The 16,334-nt window shown below is 71.9% G+C and carries 17 protein-coding genes; 8 read left to right on the top strand and 9 right to left on the bottom strand.

The window, feature by feature from the left end:
* Positions 1-38 precede the first annotated feature (38 nt).
* Positions 39-740: a uracil-DNA glycosylase gene (gene ung, locus ACTFTM_RS28235; protein ID WP_449563404.1), complete on the top strand. Its 702-nt coding sequence runs from the start codon at positions 39-41 to the stop codon at positions 738-740.
* 14 nt (positions 741-754) lie between these two features.
* Here the strand turns inward: ung and ACTFTM_RS28230 are convergent, their stop codons facing one another.
* The gene (locus ACTFTM_RS28230; RefSeq protein ID WP_449563403.1) at positions 755-1,459 is read right to left on the bottom strand and encodes a helix-turn-helix domain-containing protein; all 705 of its coding nucleotides are present in this window, start codon (positions 1,457-1,459) and stop codon (positions 755-757) included.
* Between the two features lie 398 nt (positions 1,460-1,857).
* Between ACTFTM_RS28230 and tsaB the strand changes: the two genes are divergently transcribed.
* The 4 genes from tsaB to ACTFTM_RS28210 are packed head-to-tail and all read left to right on the top strand — an operon-like array spanning position 1,858 to position 4,322.
* Positions 1,858-2,535 (top strand): tRNA (adenosine(37)-N6)-threonylcarbamoyltransferase complex dimerization subunit type 1 TsaB, encoded by a 678-nt coding sequence (gene tsaB / locus ACTFTM_RS28225; RefSeq protein ID WP_449563402.1) that lies wholly within the window; start codon positions 1,858-1,860, stop codon positions 2,533-2,535.
* Positions 2,532-3,014, top strand: coding sequence for a ribosomal protein S18-alanine N-acetyltransferase (rimI, locus tag ACTFTM_RS28220; RefSeq protein ID WP_449563401.1), 483 nt, complete (start codon positions 2,532-2,534; stop codon positions 3,012-3,014). Before tsaB ends, rimI begins: the two co-directional genes overlap by 4 nt.
* Positions 3,007-4,053 (top strand): tRNA (adenosine(37)-N6)-threonylcarbamoyltransferase complex transferase subunit TsaD, encoded by a 1,047-nt coding sequence (gene tsaD, locus ACTFTM_RS28215; protein WP_449563400.1) that lies wholly within the window; start codon positions 3,007-3,009, stop codon positions 4,051-4,053. Before rimI ends, tsaD begins: the two co-directional genes overlap by 8 nt.
* A gap of 14 nt (positions 4,054-4,067) precedes the next feature.
* Positions 4,068-4,322 (top strand): hypothetical protein, encoded by a 255-nt coding sequence (locus ACTFTM_RS28210; RefSeq protein WP_449566758.1) that lies wholly within the window; start codon positions 4,068-4,070, stop codon positions 4,320-4,322.
* A 23-nt stretch (positions 4,323-4,345) separates the two neighbouring features.
* On the opposite strand, the gene ACTFTM_RS28205 is transcribed toward ACTFTM_RS28210, so the two are convergent.
* The 8 genes from ACTFTM_RS28205 to ACTFTM_RS28170 form a co-directional block, all read right to left on the bottom strand.
* Positions 4,346-5,086, bottom strand: a complete 741-nt coding sequence (locus ACTFTM_RS28205; protein ID WP_449563399.1) for a DUF4142 domain-containing protein — start codon at positions 5,084-5,086, stop codon at positions 4,346-4,348.
* Positions 5,087-5,250: 164 nt separating this feature from the next.
* A complete protein-coding gene (locus tag ACTFTM_RS28200) occupies positions 5,251-5,556 on the bottom strand; it encodes a DUF1707 SHOCT-like domain-containing protein (protein ID WP_449563398.1) in 306 nt (101 codons plus the stop codon).
* A 19-nt stretch (positions 5,557-5,575) separates the two neighbouring features.
* Positions 5,576-6,757, bottom strand: a complete 1,182-nt coding sequence (locus ACTFTM_RS28195) for an ROK family protein (protein WP_449563397.1) — start codon at positions 6,755-6,757, stop codon at positions 5,576-5,578.
* 22 nt (positions 6,758-6,779) lie between these two features.
* Positions 6,780-8,042, bottom strand: a complete 1,263-nt coding sequence (locus ACTFTM_RS28190) for a sugar ABC transporter permease (RefSeq protein WP_449563396.1) — start codon at positions 8,040-8,042, stop codon at positions 6,780-6,782.
* Positions 8,039-8,857 carry an ATP-binding cassette domain-containing protein gene (locus tag ACTFTM_RS28185; RefSeq protein ID WP_007465114.1) on the bottom strand — a complete coding sequence of 273 codons (819 nt, stop codon included), beginning with the start codon at positions 8,855-8,857 and terminating at the stop codon, positions 8,039-8,041. The genes ACTFTM_RS28190 and ACTFTM_RS28185 overlap by 4 nt, the downstream gene beginning before the upstream one ends.
* A 113-nt stretch (positions 8,858-8,970) precedes the next feature.
* Positions 8,971-10,065: a sugar ABC transporter substrate-binding protein gene (locus ACTFTM_RS28180; protein ID WP_449563395.1), complete on the bottom strand. Its 1,095-nt coding sequence runs from the start codon at positions 10,063-10,065 to the stop codon at positions 8,971-8,973.
* 177 nt (positions 10,066-10,242) lie between these two features.
* Positions 10,243-10,722, bottom strand: coding sequence for a Cys-tRNA(Pro) deacylase (gene ybaK, locus ACTFTM_RS28175; protein WP_449563394.1), 480 nt, complete (start codon positions 10,720-10,722; stop codon positions 10,243-10,245).
* A gap of 175 nt (positions 10,723-10,897) precedes the next feature.
* Complete coding sequence (locus ACTFTM_RS28170) at positions 10,898-12,079, bottom strand: THUMP-like domain-containing protein (protein ID WP_449563393.1); 1,182 nt, start codon at positions 12,077-12,079, stop codon at positions 10,898-10,900.
* 258 nt (positions 12,080-12,337) lie between these two features.
* Here ACTFTM_RS28170 and groES point away from each other — a divergent pair, with 258 nt between their 5' ends.
* From groES to ACTFTM_RS28155, 3 genes are all read left to right on the top strand, one after another.
* The gene (gene groES, locus ACTFTM_RS28165) at positions 12,338-12,652 is read left to right on the top strand and encodes a co-chaperone GroES (protein ID WP_030330046.1); all 315 of its coding nucleotides are present in this window, start codon (positions 12,338-12,340) and stop codon (positions 12,650-12,652) included.
* Between the two features lie 70 nt (positions 12,653-12,722).
* The gene (groL, locus tag ACTFTM_RS28160) at positions 12,723-14,363 is read left to right on the top strand and encodes a chaperonin GroEL (protein WP_449563392.1); all 1,641 of its coding nucleotides are present in this window, start codon (positions 12,723-12,725) and stop codon (positions 14,361-14,363) included.
* Between the two features lie 125 nt (positions 14,364-14,488).
* Entirely contained in the window at positions 14,489-16,174 is a 1,686-nt protein-coding gene (locus tag ACTFTM_RS28155; RefSeq protein WP_449563391.1) for a molybdopterin-dependent oxidoreductase, read from the top strand.
* Positions 16,175-16,334: the final 160 nt, after the last annotated feature.

Here is a 16,334-nt window from a genome sequence, read left to right as displayed (position 1 = left end):
GAGTGCGGGGGACCGACCCGCGCTGGAAGAGGATTCTGATGTCCGACGATGCCCCCGCCCTGGACCTGCTGGCGCTGCTGCCCGAGCAGTGGCGTGCCGTGCTCACCCCGCACCTCGACCCGGCCCGCACGGCCGCGCTGGCCGAGTTCGTCGCCCGGGAGTACGCGACGCAGACCGTCTTCCCGCCGCTGGAAGACCTCTTCTCGGCGTACCGGATGTGCCCGCCGGAGGCAACCCGGGTGCTGATCCTCGGACAGGACCCGTACCACCGGGCCGGGCAGGCGCACGGGCTCAGCTTCAGCGTCCGCGAGGGCGTTGCGGTGCCGCCGTCGCTGCGCAACGTCTTCAAGGAGTTGGGCGAGGACGTGGGCGTGCCCAAGCCGCGCAGCGGCAACCTCGACGGTTGGGCGGCGCAGGGCGTGCTGCTGCTTAACTCGGTGCTGACCGTCCGCCAGGCCACCCCCGGCTCGCACGCGAACGCCGGCTGGGAGGAGTTCACCGACGCCACCATCCGGGCGCTGGACGCCCTGCCGGATCGGGTGGTGTTCCTGCTCTGGGGCGGTTACGCCCGCAAGAAGGCCGGCCTGGTCACCAACTCTCGGCACGTCGTGCTAGAGGCTGGTCACCCGAGCCCGATGAACCCGCGCGGTTTCCTGGGCAGCCGCCCGTTCAGCGCCGCCAACAAAGCCCTCGCCGACGCCGGCCGTCCCACCATCGACTGGGAGCGCACCGCCGGCTGATCCCGCGGCTCGGATCAGCCCTGGGCAGCGAGTTGCCGGGCCCGGTAGCGGCGCAGCAGGTCGGCGGCCCGTGGCTCGGTCAGCTCCAGCTCGACCAGCGGCACCACCTGATAGTCCCGCCCACCGTGGCGCACCTCGATCGTCTCGGGTAGCTCGTCGCACATGGTCGCTCTGATCTCGCCGTACCGTGTCGACCAGCGGTGCTCTCCCGGCTCCTCCGGCTCCAGCCACACGCCGCCGAACTCACCCCACCGGGCGTTCCAGCGCTGGCCGTAGTTCGCCTCCAGCCAGGCGGTGAACCGCTTCGAGTCCTCCCAGCGCAGAGCGATCTCCACGGCGTCGACCGGCACGGGTGCGCCCTGCAACAGCGCTGCCGTGCCGCCGGTCAGTACCGGCGGAAGGTCGGGGAGCCGGTCGAGCATCTCATCCAAGCCCAGCTCGTCGATGCGCTCGGCGATCGGCCTGGCGGCCAGTTCGTCGATGCGGGCGTCGAGGTGCGCGTCCAGCGGCTCGACCGCGACCACCAACTGCACGTCCATCGCGGCGAACAACCGCTCCAGCGCCGGGATGCTCGGCGAGCGCTCGCCGCGTTCGATCCGGGCCACCGCCCCCTGGCTGACCTCGGCGAGCCCGGCGAGCTGACGCTGGCTCAGCTCGCGTCGTTGACGTTGTTGACGTAGCGCGGCGCCGAGGAGGTTGCCGAGGCGAGTCGGTGGCATCCCGGCATGCTGGCCCAGATCGCGGCGTTCGCGACAGTCCTCCGGCGGATTGACGACTCGCCGCGATCCACACCCAGATCTCGCCGTGGGTTCGAGCCGCTGGCTGGCGGCGGTCGCCCCGGTGAGCGTGATGCCTCTCAGTCATCTAGATGACTCACCGGCATCACGCTCACCGGAGTTGTCGCCGTCGCCGTCGCCGTCGCCGTCGCCGTCGCCGTCGCCGTCGCCGTCGCCGTCGCCGTCGCCTCATCGCCTCGCCGCTGGTCGCCTCGCCGCCCGGCGGGCGGCGCGTGCGGTGCCGGTCGAGGGTGCGCTCAGCGGCGGTTCGCCGGCACACCGTGCGGTCACGGGGCGGGGCATGACCGAGGTCGGCGACGGGGCCGCTAGGCTGGCTAACCGTGCTCGTACTCGTGGTGGACAGCTCGACCCCCGCGGTGACCGCAGCGTTGGTGGAGATCTCGGCGGACGGCGTGACGTCCCGGGCGCACCGGTGCACGGTCGATGCCCGCGCGCACGGTGAACTGCTCGCGCCTCAGGTCGACGCGGTCCTCGCCGACGCCGGCGCACGCCCGCGTGACCTGGGCGCGATCGTCGCAGGGCTCGGCCCAGGGCCGTTCACCGGGCTGCGGGTCGGCCTGGTCACCGCCGCCACGATGGGGCAGGTGCTCGGCGTACCGACGTACGGCGTCTGTTCTCTGGACGCTATCGGCCACCCGGCGGCCGCCGGCGAGCCGGTGCTGGCCGCCAGCGACGCCCGCCGCAAGGAGCTGTACTGGGCCGTCTACGACGGCGCCGGCCAGCGGATCGTCGGGCCGGAGGTCTCCTCGCCGGCGGTGGCCGCCGCCCGCGCCCGTGAGCTGGGCGCGACGGTCGCGGTCGGCGACGGGGCGCACCGGTACGCCGAAGCTCTGGACCTGCCGGTCCGGGTCGAGCCGCGCTACCCGGAGGCCACCGTGCTGGCGCTGCTCGCCGCCGAGCGGATCAGAGCTGGCGCGCCCGGCGAGCGACTCACCCCGCTGTACCTGCGCCGTCCCGACGCCGTGGCGGCCACCGGTCGCAAACCGGTCCTCCCGTGACGTCGGTACGGCTGGAACCGTTCCGCTGGTGGCACGTCGAGCAGGCGATGCCGCTCGAGGCGGACCTGTTCGGCGCCGGGCAGTGGTCGCCCGCCATGTTCTGGAACGAGCTGGCGAACGGGCACCACTACCGCGTCGCGACCGACACCGACGGGGCGGTGCTGGGCTACGCCGGGCTCGCCGGCGCCCCACCGGACGAGGTGTGGGTGCAGGTCATCGCCGTCCGGCGGGACGTCCAACGGCGTGGCATCGGCCGCGTCCTGCTGGAGGAACTGCTCGCCGAGGCGGGCCGCCGCGGCGCCCGCAGCACGCTGCTGGAGGTGGCCGTGGACAACGCCGCCGCCCAGCGCCTCTACGCGACGTACGGGTTCGAGCCGATCGGGGTGCGTCGCGGCTACTACCAACCGAGCAACACCGACGCGCTGGTCATGCGGCGCGACGCCGAGCCGACCGGGGACGGATCACACGACCATGGCTGACGAACCGCTGATCCTGGGCATCGAGACCTCGTGCGACGAGACCGGCGTCGGCATCGTACGCGGGCACACCCTGCTGGCCGACGCACTCGCGTCCAGCGTCGAGGAGCACGCCCGGTTCGGGGGCGTGGTGCCCGAGGTGGCCAGCCGGGCCCACCTGGAGGCCATCGTGCCGACCATGCAGCGGGCGCTGACCGACGCCGGCGTCACCCTGGCCGACATCGACGCCATCGCGGTCACCTCCGGGCCCGGTCTGGCCGGCGCGCTGCTCGTCGGCGTCGCCGCCGCCAAGGGGTACGCCCTGGCCGCCGAGAAGCCGGTGTACGGCGTCAACCACCTCGCCGCGCACGTGGCGGTGGACACCCTGGAGCACGGCCCGCTCCCGGAGCCCGCCGTCGCGCTGCTGGTCTCCGGCGGGCACTCGTCCCTGCTGCTCGTCGACGATCTGGCCCGGGGCGTCACCCCGCTGGGCGCCACGATCGACGACGCCGCCGGTGAGGCGTTCGACAAGGTCGCCCGGCTGCTCGGGTTGCCGTTCCCGGGCGGTCCGCCCATCGACCGCGAGGCCCGGTCGGGTGACGCCGCCTCGATCGCCTTTCCGCGCGGACTGACCGCCGCGAAAGACCTGGCGGCCCACCGGTACGACTTCTCGTTCTCCGGCCTGAAGACGGCGGTGGCCCGCTGGGTGGAGGCGCGCGAGCGTGCCGGCGAGCCCGTCCCGGTCGCCGACGTGGCCGCGTCCTTCCAGGAGGCGGTCTGTGACGTGCTGACCAACAAGGCGATCGCCGCCTGTCGGGCGCAGGGAATCGAGACGCTGGTGATCGGCGGGGGAGTGGCGGCGAACTCCCGGCTGCGGGCGATGGCCGAGGAGCGGGCCGAGAAGTACGGCATCCGGGTCCGGGTGCCACGGCCGAAGCTGTGCACCGACAACGGGGCGATGGTGGCCGCGCTCGGATCGCACCTCGTCGCCGCCGGGGTCGCACCGAGCCGGCTGGACCTGCCGGCCGACTCGGCGATGCCGTTGACCACGGTCAGCGTGTGACGGGGACGCCGGACATGATCGTGCGGATGTGGGAGTCGCGCGCCGAGGCGTACGGTGTCGCCGAGCTGATCACCTGGGTGTGCGACACCGCCCTGCCCGAGCTGGAGCACGACCCGCTACACGTGTCCAGCGAAGTCTTCTCGTCCACCGACCACCGTGTCGTGGTCATCTCCAAGTGGCGCAGCAACCCCCGCCCGCTGCCCGATCCGCCCGCCCTGCTGGTGGCCCGCGCCCCGCACTCCTGGGACTTCACCCAGGTCGACCGCTGACTCCGGGCCACCTCCACGGTCGGTCAGCTACGGCGCAGCATCCGGTAGGTGGCGATCCCGCCGGTACCGAGAGCGGCGAGGAAGACCAACCAGACCACGGTGCTGCTCACCCCGACCTGCGGTCCCGCGTTCGCCCCGGCGGCGGCGAGCAGGCCGTCCTTACCGGGGGCGGGCAGCGCGGCCGGCGGCAGTTCAGGCCACCGGACCAGTCCGGTGGACTCCAGCATCTGCATGTGGTGCTGCACGAAGGCGTTGGCGTCCTCGCAGAGCTTGCGGACGGTCGCGTCGCGGGTGCTGGCCCGTACCGCGCCGATCACCGGGAAGATCTTGCCGTGGGCCACCCGGAGCCGGGTCACGAAGATCTGGTCGAACCGGGCGCCGGAGGCGTTCTGCATCTCCGACAGCCAGCCCTTCTGCTCGGCGGTCGGCTCGGTGGGGATGGACGCGCCGAGCTTGTTGGCGGCGTCGACGACGAGCTGGTCGAGCTTCTGGTGCTCGCTGGCGATGTTCGCGCCGATCTCGCGTACCTTCGCCGACTGTCCCTTCTCGGCGGCCATCTGACCGGCCGGCATCTCCCACAGCCCGGCCAACCGCACCCCGTTGAGCAGCGTCATGTCCGCGGCGTTGAGCTGCTGCCCACCGGCGGGCGCGGCGATGGCCACACCCGGCAGGACACCGACCCCCGCGACGATCGCGATGAGCAACATCGCCGCGCGGTGCATCCGGTTTCCCGACCGGCGACGGACGATCTTGAGCGGTGCCATGTCTGCGGTGCCTCCTCGGTCCGGACCAGAACGCGTCTGGACCGGGCAGCCGCACCCTGCCGGCCGCCCGTCCGCCCACTGGTACGGACTGACCGTGCGATCAGTTCAGATCATTCGCTGGTGCCGTGGAAATGCGGAGCGCGATGTGTGGCGTGCGACGCGGTTCAGCGGGTGACAGCGAGGAATCCGCCGAGCAGCAGCAGGGTGAGCGCGGCGACGGCGAAGAGCACCAGCAGCTCCCGGCGACCGTGCCCGATGCCACCGTCACCGGCCGTCGCGGCCGCGGGATCGGGCAGGACCGGCAGGTCCCGGGTCAGGGCGGCGAGGTCGCCGAGCGTACGCGACGTCCACACCGCGCCGACCCGCTCGGAGAACTCGTCCAGGGTCAGGCGGCCCGCGGTGGTGTGGCGGTGCAGGTCGGCGACCACCCGGTGACGGTCGTCGTCGGAGGCGCGCAGCTCGACGTCCACGCCGGACAGCGTACGCGGGTCAGCCCACGTCGAGGGGGTCGGCGAGCAGTCGTTCGAAGGCCAGCTCGGCGGCCCCGACCAGCGGCGCGTCCGCGCCGAGTTGCGGGGTGCGCAGCCGGACGTGCTCCAGACACGCGCCGAGGGCGTTGGAGTTGAGCCGACTGCGGATCTGGGCCGCCGCCGCGAGGTAGAGGTCGCGCATGGTGCCGCCGAAGATGACCATCTCAGGGTTGAACACGTTGACCAGGTTGGCGACGCCGAAGCCGAGCCAGTCACCCGCCTGGCGTACCGCCGTCTGGGCGCGGGCGTCCCCCCGGTCGGCGGCGTCGAACACGGCCAGCAGGGCGTCCCGTCCCCGCGCGTCGGACCGTCCGGCCGCGCGCAGCAGGCCGTGCTCGCCGATCTCGGTCTCCCAGCAACCCCGGGCGCCGCACTCGCAGGGCATGCCGTCACGGACCACCTTCATGTGCCCGACCTCGCCGCCGTACCCGCCGTGTCCGGTGAGGCGACGCCCGCCCGCGATGATCCCGGCGCCGACGCCGACGTCGCCGTACAGGTAGATGACGTTGTCGCAGCCGGCCGCGACGCCCCTGGTGTGCTCGGCGAACGCCGCCACGTCTGCCACGTTGCCGACCGTGACCGGCAGGTCCAGGCCCATCTCGGCCCCGAGCGCCGCGCCGATCGGCTCGTCCACCCAGCCGGTGGTCGGGCCGAGCCGGACGAGGCCGTCCTCCCGACGGACCATGCCGCAGACCGCGACGCCGGTGCCGACGCAGATCGCGCCGCCCGGGACGGCCTGCTGCATCTCCTTGACGGCGCCGGCCAGCATCGGCGCGGCCTCCGCGGCGAGCAGGCCGCGGGGGCGGTCCAGCTCCCGACGGTCGAGCACCGCGCCACCCAGGCCCACCCGCGCGGCGCGCAACCGGTCCACCTCGACGGAGTACGCGTACGCGTACACCCGGGCCGACTCGGGCCGGACGACAATGGACGGTCGTCCGGCCCGGCCGGTCTCCTTCGGTGTTCCCTCGCTGACCAGTCCGACGCCGGCCAGGTCGGCGGTGAGCGCGCCGATGGTGCTCCGGTTCAACCCCAGGGTGGTGGTGAGTTCAGCGCGGGTGGTCGCGCCGTGGACGTGCACGTGCCGCAGTAGGGCCCCGAGGTTCTGCCGCCGGACCTCCTCCTGGCTGGGTGCCGGGCGCATGCTCGTGCTACCTCCCGCGCGGTCAGCGGGTGCCGGTGGCTGCCGCGCGGCGGCGGGAGAGGGCGTCGACGCTGGCGGCGAGCAGCAGCACGACGCCGGTCACCACGTACTTGACTCCCGCGCTGTACCCCATCAGGCCCATCCCGTTTTCGATGACCGCGACCACCGCGCCTCCCAGCACGGCATCGAATACCCGGCCCTTGCCGCCGAAGAGGCTGGTGCCGCCGATCACCGCCGCGCCGACCGCGTAGAGCAGTACGTTACTGCCCCCCGTGTTCGGGTCGACCGAGTTGGCCCGGCTGGCGGCCACGATGCCACCGACGGCGGCCATGGACGAGCAGATCACGAAGACGGAGATCCGGATCCGGTCGACTCCGATGCCGGCCCGGCGGGCCGCTTCCCGGTTGCCGCCCACGGCGTAGATGTGCCGGCCGTAGCTGGTGCGTTGGAGCACGAAGGTCCAGATGACAAGCAGCACCGCGATGATCGGCACCACGATCGGCACACCCTTGAGCGAGACGATGAGGACGTTGCGGCTGCGCTCCAGGTTGAGCACGTACACGGCGGTGCCGAGGATGACGGCGAGCCCGCCGATCCGCAGCGCCACCACCGCGATCGGGTCGGTGATCAGACCACGGGCCGCCCGGTTGCGGTGGCGTAGCAGTTGCACGGCCGCGTAACCGACGACGGCGACGGCGGTCAGCGCCCAGCCCAGCGCGGGGGTGAGGTTGCGGTTGGCGATGGCGACCAGCACCTCGTCGCGGACGGAGATGTTGGTGCCCTCCTGCACGAGCAGCAACACGACGCCCTGGAAGGCGAGGAAGCCGGCGAGAGTGACCACGAAGGACGGAATGCCGATCTTCGCGACCAGCATCCCGAGCGTGGTGCCGATGATGACACCGGTGGCGACCGCGGCGAGGACGGCGACCCACCAGGGGTAGCCGAGCACGGTGACCACGTTGGCCAGTACCGCCGCGCAGACACCGCTGGCGAAGCCGGCGGAGAGGTCGATCTCGCCGAGCAGCAGCACGAAGACCAGGCCCATCGCGATCAGCGTGACCGCCGCGCCCTGGGTGAAGAGGTTCGCGAAGTTGCCTGCCGACAGGAACGACGTGGGCCGCATGATGGCGAAGACGGTGCAGAGCACGATCAGGCCGAGCACGGCCGGTAGCGCGCCGACGTCGCCACCGCGTACCCGGCTCACGTAGTTGCGGACGTGGCTCCCGACGGTCGGCGGCGGTGTGACGGCCGCGGGGCCGTCCTTCCGCACGGCGGTGGTGGTCATCGGACGCCTCCTGAAATCGAGTCGGCCGGCTGCGGGCCGTCGCCGTTGCTGCCCGGGTCGGTGGCGAGACCGAGCCCGCCCGAGCGCCCTGCGGTGATCAGCTCAACCACTTGGGCGTGGGTGATGTCGGTGGTCTTCACCTGGGCGACCATCTGGCCGAGGTACAGCGCGGCGATCCGGTCGGAGACGGCGAAGACGTCGTTCATGTTGTGCGAGATGAGCACCACTGCCAGGCCGTTGTCGGCGAGGCGGCGGACGAGTTCGAGGACCTGGGCGGTCTGTGCCACGCCCAGGGCGGCGGTCGGCTCGTCCAGGATGACGAGCTTGCTGTTCCAGAGCACCGCCTTGGCGATGGCCACGGTCTGGCGCTGACCGCCGGAGAGGCTGGAGACGTGCTGGCGAAGCGAGGTGACGGTGCGGATGGAGAGCCCCGCCAGGGTCTCGGCGGCGAGCTGTTCCATCGTCGGCTCGTCCAGGACGATGCCGCTGTGCTTCTCCCGGCCGAGGAACATGTTCTGCACGATGTCCAGGTTGTCGCAGAGCGCGAGGTCCTGGTAGACGACCTCGATGCCGAGCGTGGCGGCGTCGCGGGGACTGCCGATGTGCACCTGTTCGCCGTTGAACAGGACCTCACCGGCGTCGGTGGGGTAGATGCCGCTGATGCACTTCACCAGGGTCGACTTGCCGGCGCCGTTGTCGCCGACAAGTGCGGTCACTTCGCCCGGGTGGACGCTCAGGGCGACGTCGCGGAGCACCTGGACGGGACCGAAGCTCTTGTCGATCCCGCGGAGTTCCAGCAGGGGAGTCGCGGACACGGGGTCTCCTTCTTAAGGGAGGGTCGGGGCCCGTCCGGCGGGCGCCGCCCGGCACGGGAGGGTGCTCCCGTGCCGGGCGGCGATGGTCGTCCCGGCGGGTACTGCGGCGTCGGTCAGCTGATGCCGGCGCCGGCGCAGAGCTTGGCGTACGCGTCGGCGCAGATCTGCTCCTTGGTCACGTAGCCGTCGGCGATGACGTCCTTGACGTTGTCCTTGTAGATGGCCTTCGGGGTGAGCAGCACCGAGGGGACGTCCCGGCCACCCTCCGGGTCCTTCACCGTCTGGCCGGTGTCCTTCTTCTCGCCCTTGGCCAGTGCGATGGCCAGGTCCGCAGCGGCCTTGGCCTCTTCCCGGACGGCCTTGTAGACGGTCATGCACTGGTCGCCGGCGAGGATGTTCTGCAGGCCCTCCACGCTGGCGTCCTGGCCGGTCACCGGCACCTTGCCGTTGATCTTGTTCTTCTTCAGGATCGAGATGGCGGCGTTGCCGAGAGTGTCGTTGGCGGCCAGCACGCCGTCGATCTTGCCCTTGGTCGCGGTGAGCTGCTGCTCGAAGATGGTCGCGGCGGTGGGGCCGTCCCAGCCCGGCACGGCGTCGTCCGGGCCCTTGGTGTACTCCTTGGAGTCGAACTTCGGCTTGAGTACCGAGTCGTAGCCGGCCTTGAACAGGGTGGCGTTGTTGTCGGTGGGGGAGCCGTTCAGGTACGCCACGACGGGGTTCTTGGCACCCTTGTCGGTCAGGCACTTCGCCAGGCCCTCGCCCTGGAGCTTGCCGACGACCTCGTTGTCGAAGCTGACGTAGTACTGGGCGGAACCGCCCAGGGTGAGCCGGTCGTAGTCGATGGTGGCGACGCCCTGCGACTTGGCCTTGTCGAGCACGGCCTTGCCGGTGCCGGAGTCCAGGTTGACGATCATGAGGGCGGTGACGCCGCCGGTGATCATCTGGTCGGCGATGGTCTGAAAGGCGGCCTTGTCGTTCTGGGCGTTCTGGATGTCGGACTGGACGCCGGCGGCCTTGAACGCCTCCTCCAGGAAGCGACGGTCCGCCGTCTCCCAGCGGGGGGAGGACTTGCTGTCCGGAAGGATCACGCCGATCTTGGGAGTCTTTTTGGAGTCGGCCGAGCCGGTGCCGGAGTCGTCGCTGCAGGCGGTCAAACCGCCGCTCGCGAGCAGGCCCACGGCGGCGATGGTGAGGATCCCCTTACGCATGTGCAGGGTCCTTTCGGAGGTGGGGGAGGTGTTGTTTTGTTGTGTCCGGCAACGTATTCCGCGTCACACCAGCACCACAAGACCACGCAGGTCCCAAGTTTGTTGGAAGCGATAACAATTCAGCAACGCGACTGTTACTCGCCGAACATCCCACGAAAAGGGGGATGTAACGACAGGTCAGCGGGCCTGCAACGGCGCGGTACGGGCCGCGGTGAGCGCCACCAGATCCGCCGCCGCCAGTTCGAGTTGCAGCCCGCGACGACCAGCGGAGACGTAGATCGTCGGCAGGTCCAGCGCGGAGTCGTCGAGCACGGTGGGCAGGAGCCGGCGCTGCCCGAGCGGGCTGATCCCGCCCCGCACGTAGCCGGTCGCCCGTTCGGCTACCGTCCGGTCGGCGAGCGCCGCCCGCTTGCCGCCGACCGCCGCCGCGAGCGCCTTGAGGTCCAGCTCACCGGTCACCGGTACGACCGCCACGGTGAGAGCGCCGTCCACCTCGGTCACCAGCGACTTGAAGACCCGCTCCGGAGCCACGCCGAGCGCCGCCGCCACCAGGGCGCCGTAGTTCGGGGCGTCCGGTGCCACCCGGTACGGGTGGGTGCGATACGCGATCCCGCGCTTGGCCAGTAACGCCGTTGCCGGAGTGCCCTGTCCCGCCACGCCCCGAACCTAGGGCATGTGTCAAAGCCCCTGGCCGGCCTGCGGCGGGCCCAGACGACGCCCGGCTGCGTTGGAGATTGGCCCGGATACAACACCGGTATCCGAGCCGATCTCCGCCTTGCCGGATCGCCGCCTGGACTCCGCCTCGGCTCGACCGAGGGCTTTGACACACGCCCTAGACCGCAGGCTGGCCGATCAGCACGGTCGGCGCTCCCGCCACCCGGGTCAGCACCAGGCTCGCCGCCTGGTCGCCGGCCAGCCGCAGGTCCCGCCGCAGCTGCTCCGGCGTCAGCGCCGAACCCCGCTTGAGGATCTCCACCCGGCCCACCCGACGCTCGCGCAGCAACGCCCGCAGACGCTTGAGCGAGAACGGCAGCACGTCGGTGATCTCCAGGCAGCGCGCGTACGGGGTGCGGATCGGTTGGTCGGCGTAGAGGTACGCGATGCTCGGGTCAGCCAGGCTGGCGTCCAGCTCCGTGGCCAGCTCGGCAACGAGGTGCGCGCGGACCACCGCCGGGTCCGGGTCGTACAGGTAGCGGCGCGGGGGTCCGACCGGCGCCTCCGTGTCGCCCGAGCCGGTGAGCTGGTGGATCTCCTGCCGGTACACGCTGGCGCGGCGGGGCACCTCGGCCAGTTCGCCGCACCAGAGCGCGGCCTCGACCAGGTCGCCGTCCACGCCGACCCACTCCGCCTCCGCTCCGGCCGGGATGAGCGCGTGATCCAGGCCCGGCGCCACCTTCACCACCGTGCGCGGCACCCGCTCCGCCAGGCCGGTCACGAAGTCCCACGGCGGCGAGTAGGCACGCGGGTCGAAGATCCGTCGTCCGGTGCCGGTGGCCCGCCGGGCCGGGTCGCAGAAGACGGCGTCCACCCGGGACACGTCGAACGTCGTCGCGTCGCCGCGCTCGACCGTGAACAGGTCGGCCAGTCCGGCGGCGGCGGCGTTGGCGGCGGCCATCGCGGCGGTGACCGGGTCCGCCTCCACCCCGTACACCCGGATGCCGGCGCGGGCGGCGGCCAGCGCGTCCGCGCCGAGGCCGCACCCGAGATCGGCCAGGGTGCGCACGCCGGCCGCGCGCAGCCGGGCGGCCCGCCGGTCGGCGACCACCCGGCGGGTCGCCTGCTCCAGGCCGGCGCGGGTCAGGAACATCCCGGCGGCGGCCGGGCCGAACTTGCCCTCCGCCCGGTGGCGCAGCTCGGCCTGGGTGAGGGCCGCCGCCGCCAGCGTCGGAGGCACCCCGGCCGCGCGTAACGCCGACGCCGCGGCCAGTGGATCGCCGCCGGCCAGCTCGGCCGCCGCCGTGAGGGCGGCCGACCCCTCGGGGGTACGCAGTGCCGCCAACTGATCGAGATCCACCTGCCCATTCTCCCGGCCGAGCTGAAAATACCGCTGGCGGGGCGCGACGCGCTGGCACTCTCCTTGACGGAGTGCTAGCCACGGAATAACCTGCGATTAGCACTCTCACCCTGAGGGTGCCAGCTTCCGGGTCTAGCGACCCGGGTGCGCACGCCAGGCGGACCGGCACCCGCGACGACGGTCCCGCCCGGTGGCATGAGGCAGATTGACGCTGGTCAGCCCCGCTGGCCGGCAACGAAACCAGTACCCCAGGAGGGTATGCCCGTGACTACCGCGACCAAGGTTGCGATCAAGCCGCTCGAGGACCGCATCGTGGTCCAGGCGAACGAGGCTGAGACCACCACGGCGTCGGGCATCGTGATCCCCGACACCGCCAAGGAGAAGCCGCAGGAGGGCACCGTCCTCGCTGTCGGTCCGGGGCGCGTCGACGACAACGGCAACCGGGTCCCGGTTGACGTGCAGGTCGGCGACACCGTCCTCTACTCGAAGTACGGCGGCACCGAGGTCAAGTACGCCGGCGAGGAGTACCTGGTGCTCTCCGCCCGCGACGTCCTCGCGGTCATCGAGAAGTAAGCAACCGATCAGTGTCGCTGCCCCGGTCCGGCTCGCCGGGCCGGGGCAGCGGCGCTTCGAAGGGACATTCATGGCGAAGATCCTCAGCTTCTCGGACGACGCCCGACACCTGCTGGAGCACGGTGTCAACGCCCTCGCTGACGCGGTCAAGGTCACCCTCGGCCCGCGCGGGCGCAACGTCGTCCTGGACAAGAAGTTCGGTGCGCCGACGATCACCAACGATGGCGTGACCATCGCGAAGGAGATCGAGCTCACCAACCCCTACGAGAACCTCGGCGCGCAGCTGGTCAAGGAGGTGGCGACCAAGACCAACGACGTCGCCGGCGACGGGACCACCACCGCGACCGTGCTGGCGCAGGCGATGGTCCGTGAGGGCCTGCGCAACGTGACCGCCGGAAGCAACCCGGCCGGCCTCAAGCGGGGCATCGACGCGGCGGCCGCCAAGGTCTCCGAGGCGCTGCTCGGCCGGGCCGTCGAGGTCGCCGGCAAGGAGTCGATCGCGAACGTGGCGACGATCTCCGCGCAGGACGCCACCATCGGCGAGCTGATCGCCGAGGCGATGGAGCGGGTCGGCCGCGACGGTGTCATCACCGTCGAGGAGGGCTCGATGCTCACCACCGAGCTGGACGTGACCGAGGGTCTCCAGTTCGACAAGGGCTTCATCTCCCCGAACTTCGTCACCGACCTGGAGGGTCAGGAGTCCGTCCTCGAGGACGCGTACATCCTGGTCACCACCCAGAAGATCTCGGCGATCGAGGAGCTGCTGCCGCTGCTGGAGAAGGTCCTGCAGAACAGCAAGCCCCTGCTGATCATCGCCGAGGACGTGGACGGCCAGGCGCTCTCCACCCTGGTGGTCAACTCGCTGCGCAAGACCCTCAAGGTCTGCGCGGTCAAGGCCCCGGGCTTCGGTGACCGTCGCAAGGCCATGCTCCAGGACATCGCGATCTCCACCGGCGCCGAGCTGGTCGCCCCGGAGCTGGGCTACAAGCTCGACCAGGTCGGCCTGGAGGTGCTCGGCACCGCCCGGCGCGTCGTGGTCGACAAGGAGAACACCACGATCGTCGACGGCGGCGGCCAGAAGACCGAGGTCGACGACCGGGTGGCCCAGATCCGCAAGGAGATCGAGGCCTCCGACTCCGACTGGGACCGGGAGAAGCTGGCCGAGCGGCTGGCCAAGCTCTCCGGTGGCATCGCCGTGATCAAGGTGGGTGCGGCGACCGAGGTCGAGATGAAGGAGCGCAAGCACCGCATCGAGGACGCCATCGCGGCGACCAAGGCCGCGGTCGAGGAGGGCACCGTGCCCGGCGGCGGCGCCGCCCTGGTGCAGATCCTCCCCGTGCTCGACGACGACCTGGGCTTCACCGGCGAGGAGAAGGTCGGCGTCTCGATCGTGCGCAAGGCGCTGATCGAGCCGCTGCGCTGGATCGCGCAGAACGCCGGCCACGACGGCTACGTCGTCACCCAGAAGGTCGCCGGCATGTCGTGGGGCAACGGCCTCGACGCGGCCACCGGCGAGTACGGCGACCTGGTCAAGTCCGGCATCATCGACCCGGTGAAGGTGACCCGCAACGCCGTCACCAACGCCGCGTCGATCGCCGGCCTGCTGCTCACCACGGAGAGCCTCGTGGTGGACAAGCCGGAGCAGCCCGAGCCGGCCGCCGCTGGCGGGCACGGCCACGGCCACGGCCACCAGCACGGCCCGGGCTTCTGAGCCGGTAGCGACACCCGTTCCGGGGCACACCGCCGTACGGCGGTGTGCCCCGGTTCGTCTGGGCGATCATTACCAACCGCTGACGTCGTTGGCGACCGGCCGAGATGATCGCGCACACTGGGCCGATGAGCACGACGTCACGGCGGTACGCCGCGCTGGCCGGAGTCACCGCCGCCGCCGTCGCTATCGGCATCGCGGAGCCGGTGGCGGTGCTGACCGGTCCCCGGTCGGCGCCACTGGTCGCGGTCGGCGGGGTGGTCGTCGATGCCGTTCCCGAGCCGCTCAAACAGTTCGCCATCGACGTCTTCGGCACCGCCGACAAGATCGCGCTGCTGACCGGAACGGCCCTGCTGCTGGGCGGGTTCGCGGCCCTGCTCGGAATGCTGGCGATCCGCCGGCTGGCCCTGGGCCTGGCCGGTATCGCGGCGTTCGGCGTGGTCGGTGTGGCCGCCGCGCTGACCCGTTCCGGCGCGGACGTCTTCGACGCGCTGCCGTCGCTGGTCGGCGGCGGACTGGGCGCCCTGGTGCTCTGGCTGTTCATCGCCGGCCCCTTCGAGCTGGACCCCTGGCCGTGGGACCCACCCGCGCCGCTGTCGCCGGCCGCTCCCGGCGGCGCGCCTTCCGCTCCTGGTGGTGCGCCTTCCGCTCCTGGTGGCTTGTCGGCCGGTGCTGGCGAGCCGCCGGTGTCGCCGGCGGGGCCGCCGATCCCGGTGACGCCGGCCGCGCCCGTCGAGGGCGTGGACCCGGAGTCGCGCCGGCGGTTCCTCACCGGCACCGGGGTGCTGCTCGGTACCGCGGCCGTCGCCGGCCTCGGCGGGCGTTGGCTGGCCGGGCGGCGGGGCGTCTCGGCCGCCCGGGACGCGATCCGGTTGCCCGCGCCGGCCGTACCCGCACCCGCCGTGCCGCCGGGCGCGGACCTGTCGCTGGCCCAGCTGGCGCCGTACGTCACCCCGAACTCGGGGTTCTACCGGATCGACACCGCCCTGGTGGTGCCGCAGGTGAACCCGGACACCTGGCGGCTGCGCATCCACGGCCGGGTGGGTACCGAGCGCACCTACACCTACGCGGACCTGGTGGCGCGGCCGCTGGTCGAGCGGTACGTGACGCTCGCCTGCGTCTCCAACGAGGTCGGTGGGGACCTGATCGGCAACGCGCGCTGGCTCGGCGTACCGCTGCGGGAACTGCTGGACGAGGTCCAGCCGGACGAGGACGCCGACCAGGTCGTCGGCCGGTCGGTCGACGGCTGGACCTGCGGCACGCCCACCGCCGCCCTGCGCGACGGGCGGGACGCGCTGCTGGCGATCGGCATGAACGGCGAGCCGCTGCCGGTCCAGCACGGCTTCCCGGTACGGATGGTGGTCCCCGGTCTCTACGGCTACGTGTCGGCCTGCAAGTGGGTGACCGAGCTGGAGCTGACGCGCTTCGCCGACTTCGACGCGTACTGGGTGCCGCGCGGTTGGTCCGCCCAGGGGCCCATCAAGACCCAGTCGCGGATCGACGCGCCACGACGGCGCAACCGGCTGACCGCGGGGCCGGTGACGGTGGCAGGTGTGGCCTGGGCGCAGCACCGGGGCATCGGTCGGGTCGAGGTACGCGTCGACGACGGCCCCTGGCAGGAGGCGGAGCTGGCTCCGACGGTGTCCGTGGACACCTGGGTCCAGTGGTCCTGGCGCTGGGACGCCACGCCCGGCGAGCACCGTCTCCAGGTCCGGGCAACGGACGCGACCGGCGAGACCCAGACCGAGCGCACCCAGAGCGTCGCCCCGGACGGCGCGACGGGATGGCACACCGTGACTGTCAACGTCCGCTAACTCCCACCCCACCCGGCCGTCCCCAGCCCCGGTGATCATGAAGTTATCGCCCGCGACACGCCGTGCGCGTGGCGATAACTTCATGATCACCGGGGGCAGGCCGGGGTGGGCCAGGTCGGGGTGGGTGGGGTACGCGGGAACCGCGCTCCCGCTGGGCGGG

Source organism: Micromonospora sp. RB23 (assembly GCF_053585025.1).
The sequence above is the reverse complement of the archived record's forward strand: the minus strand, read 5'-3'. Positions and strand labels throughout refer to the sequence as shown.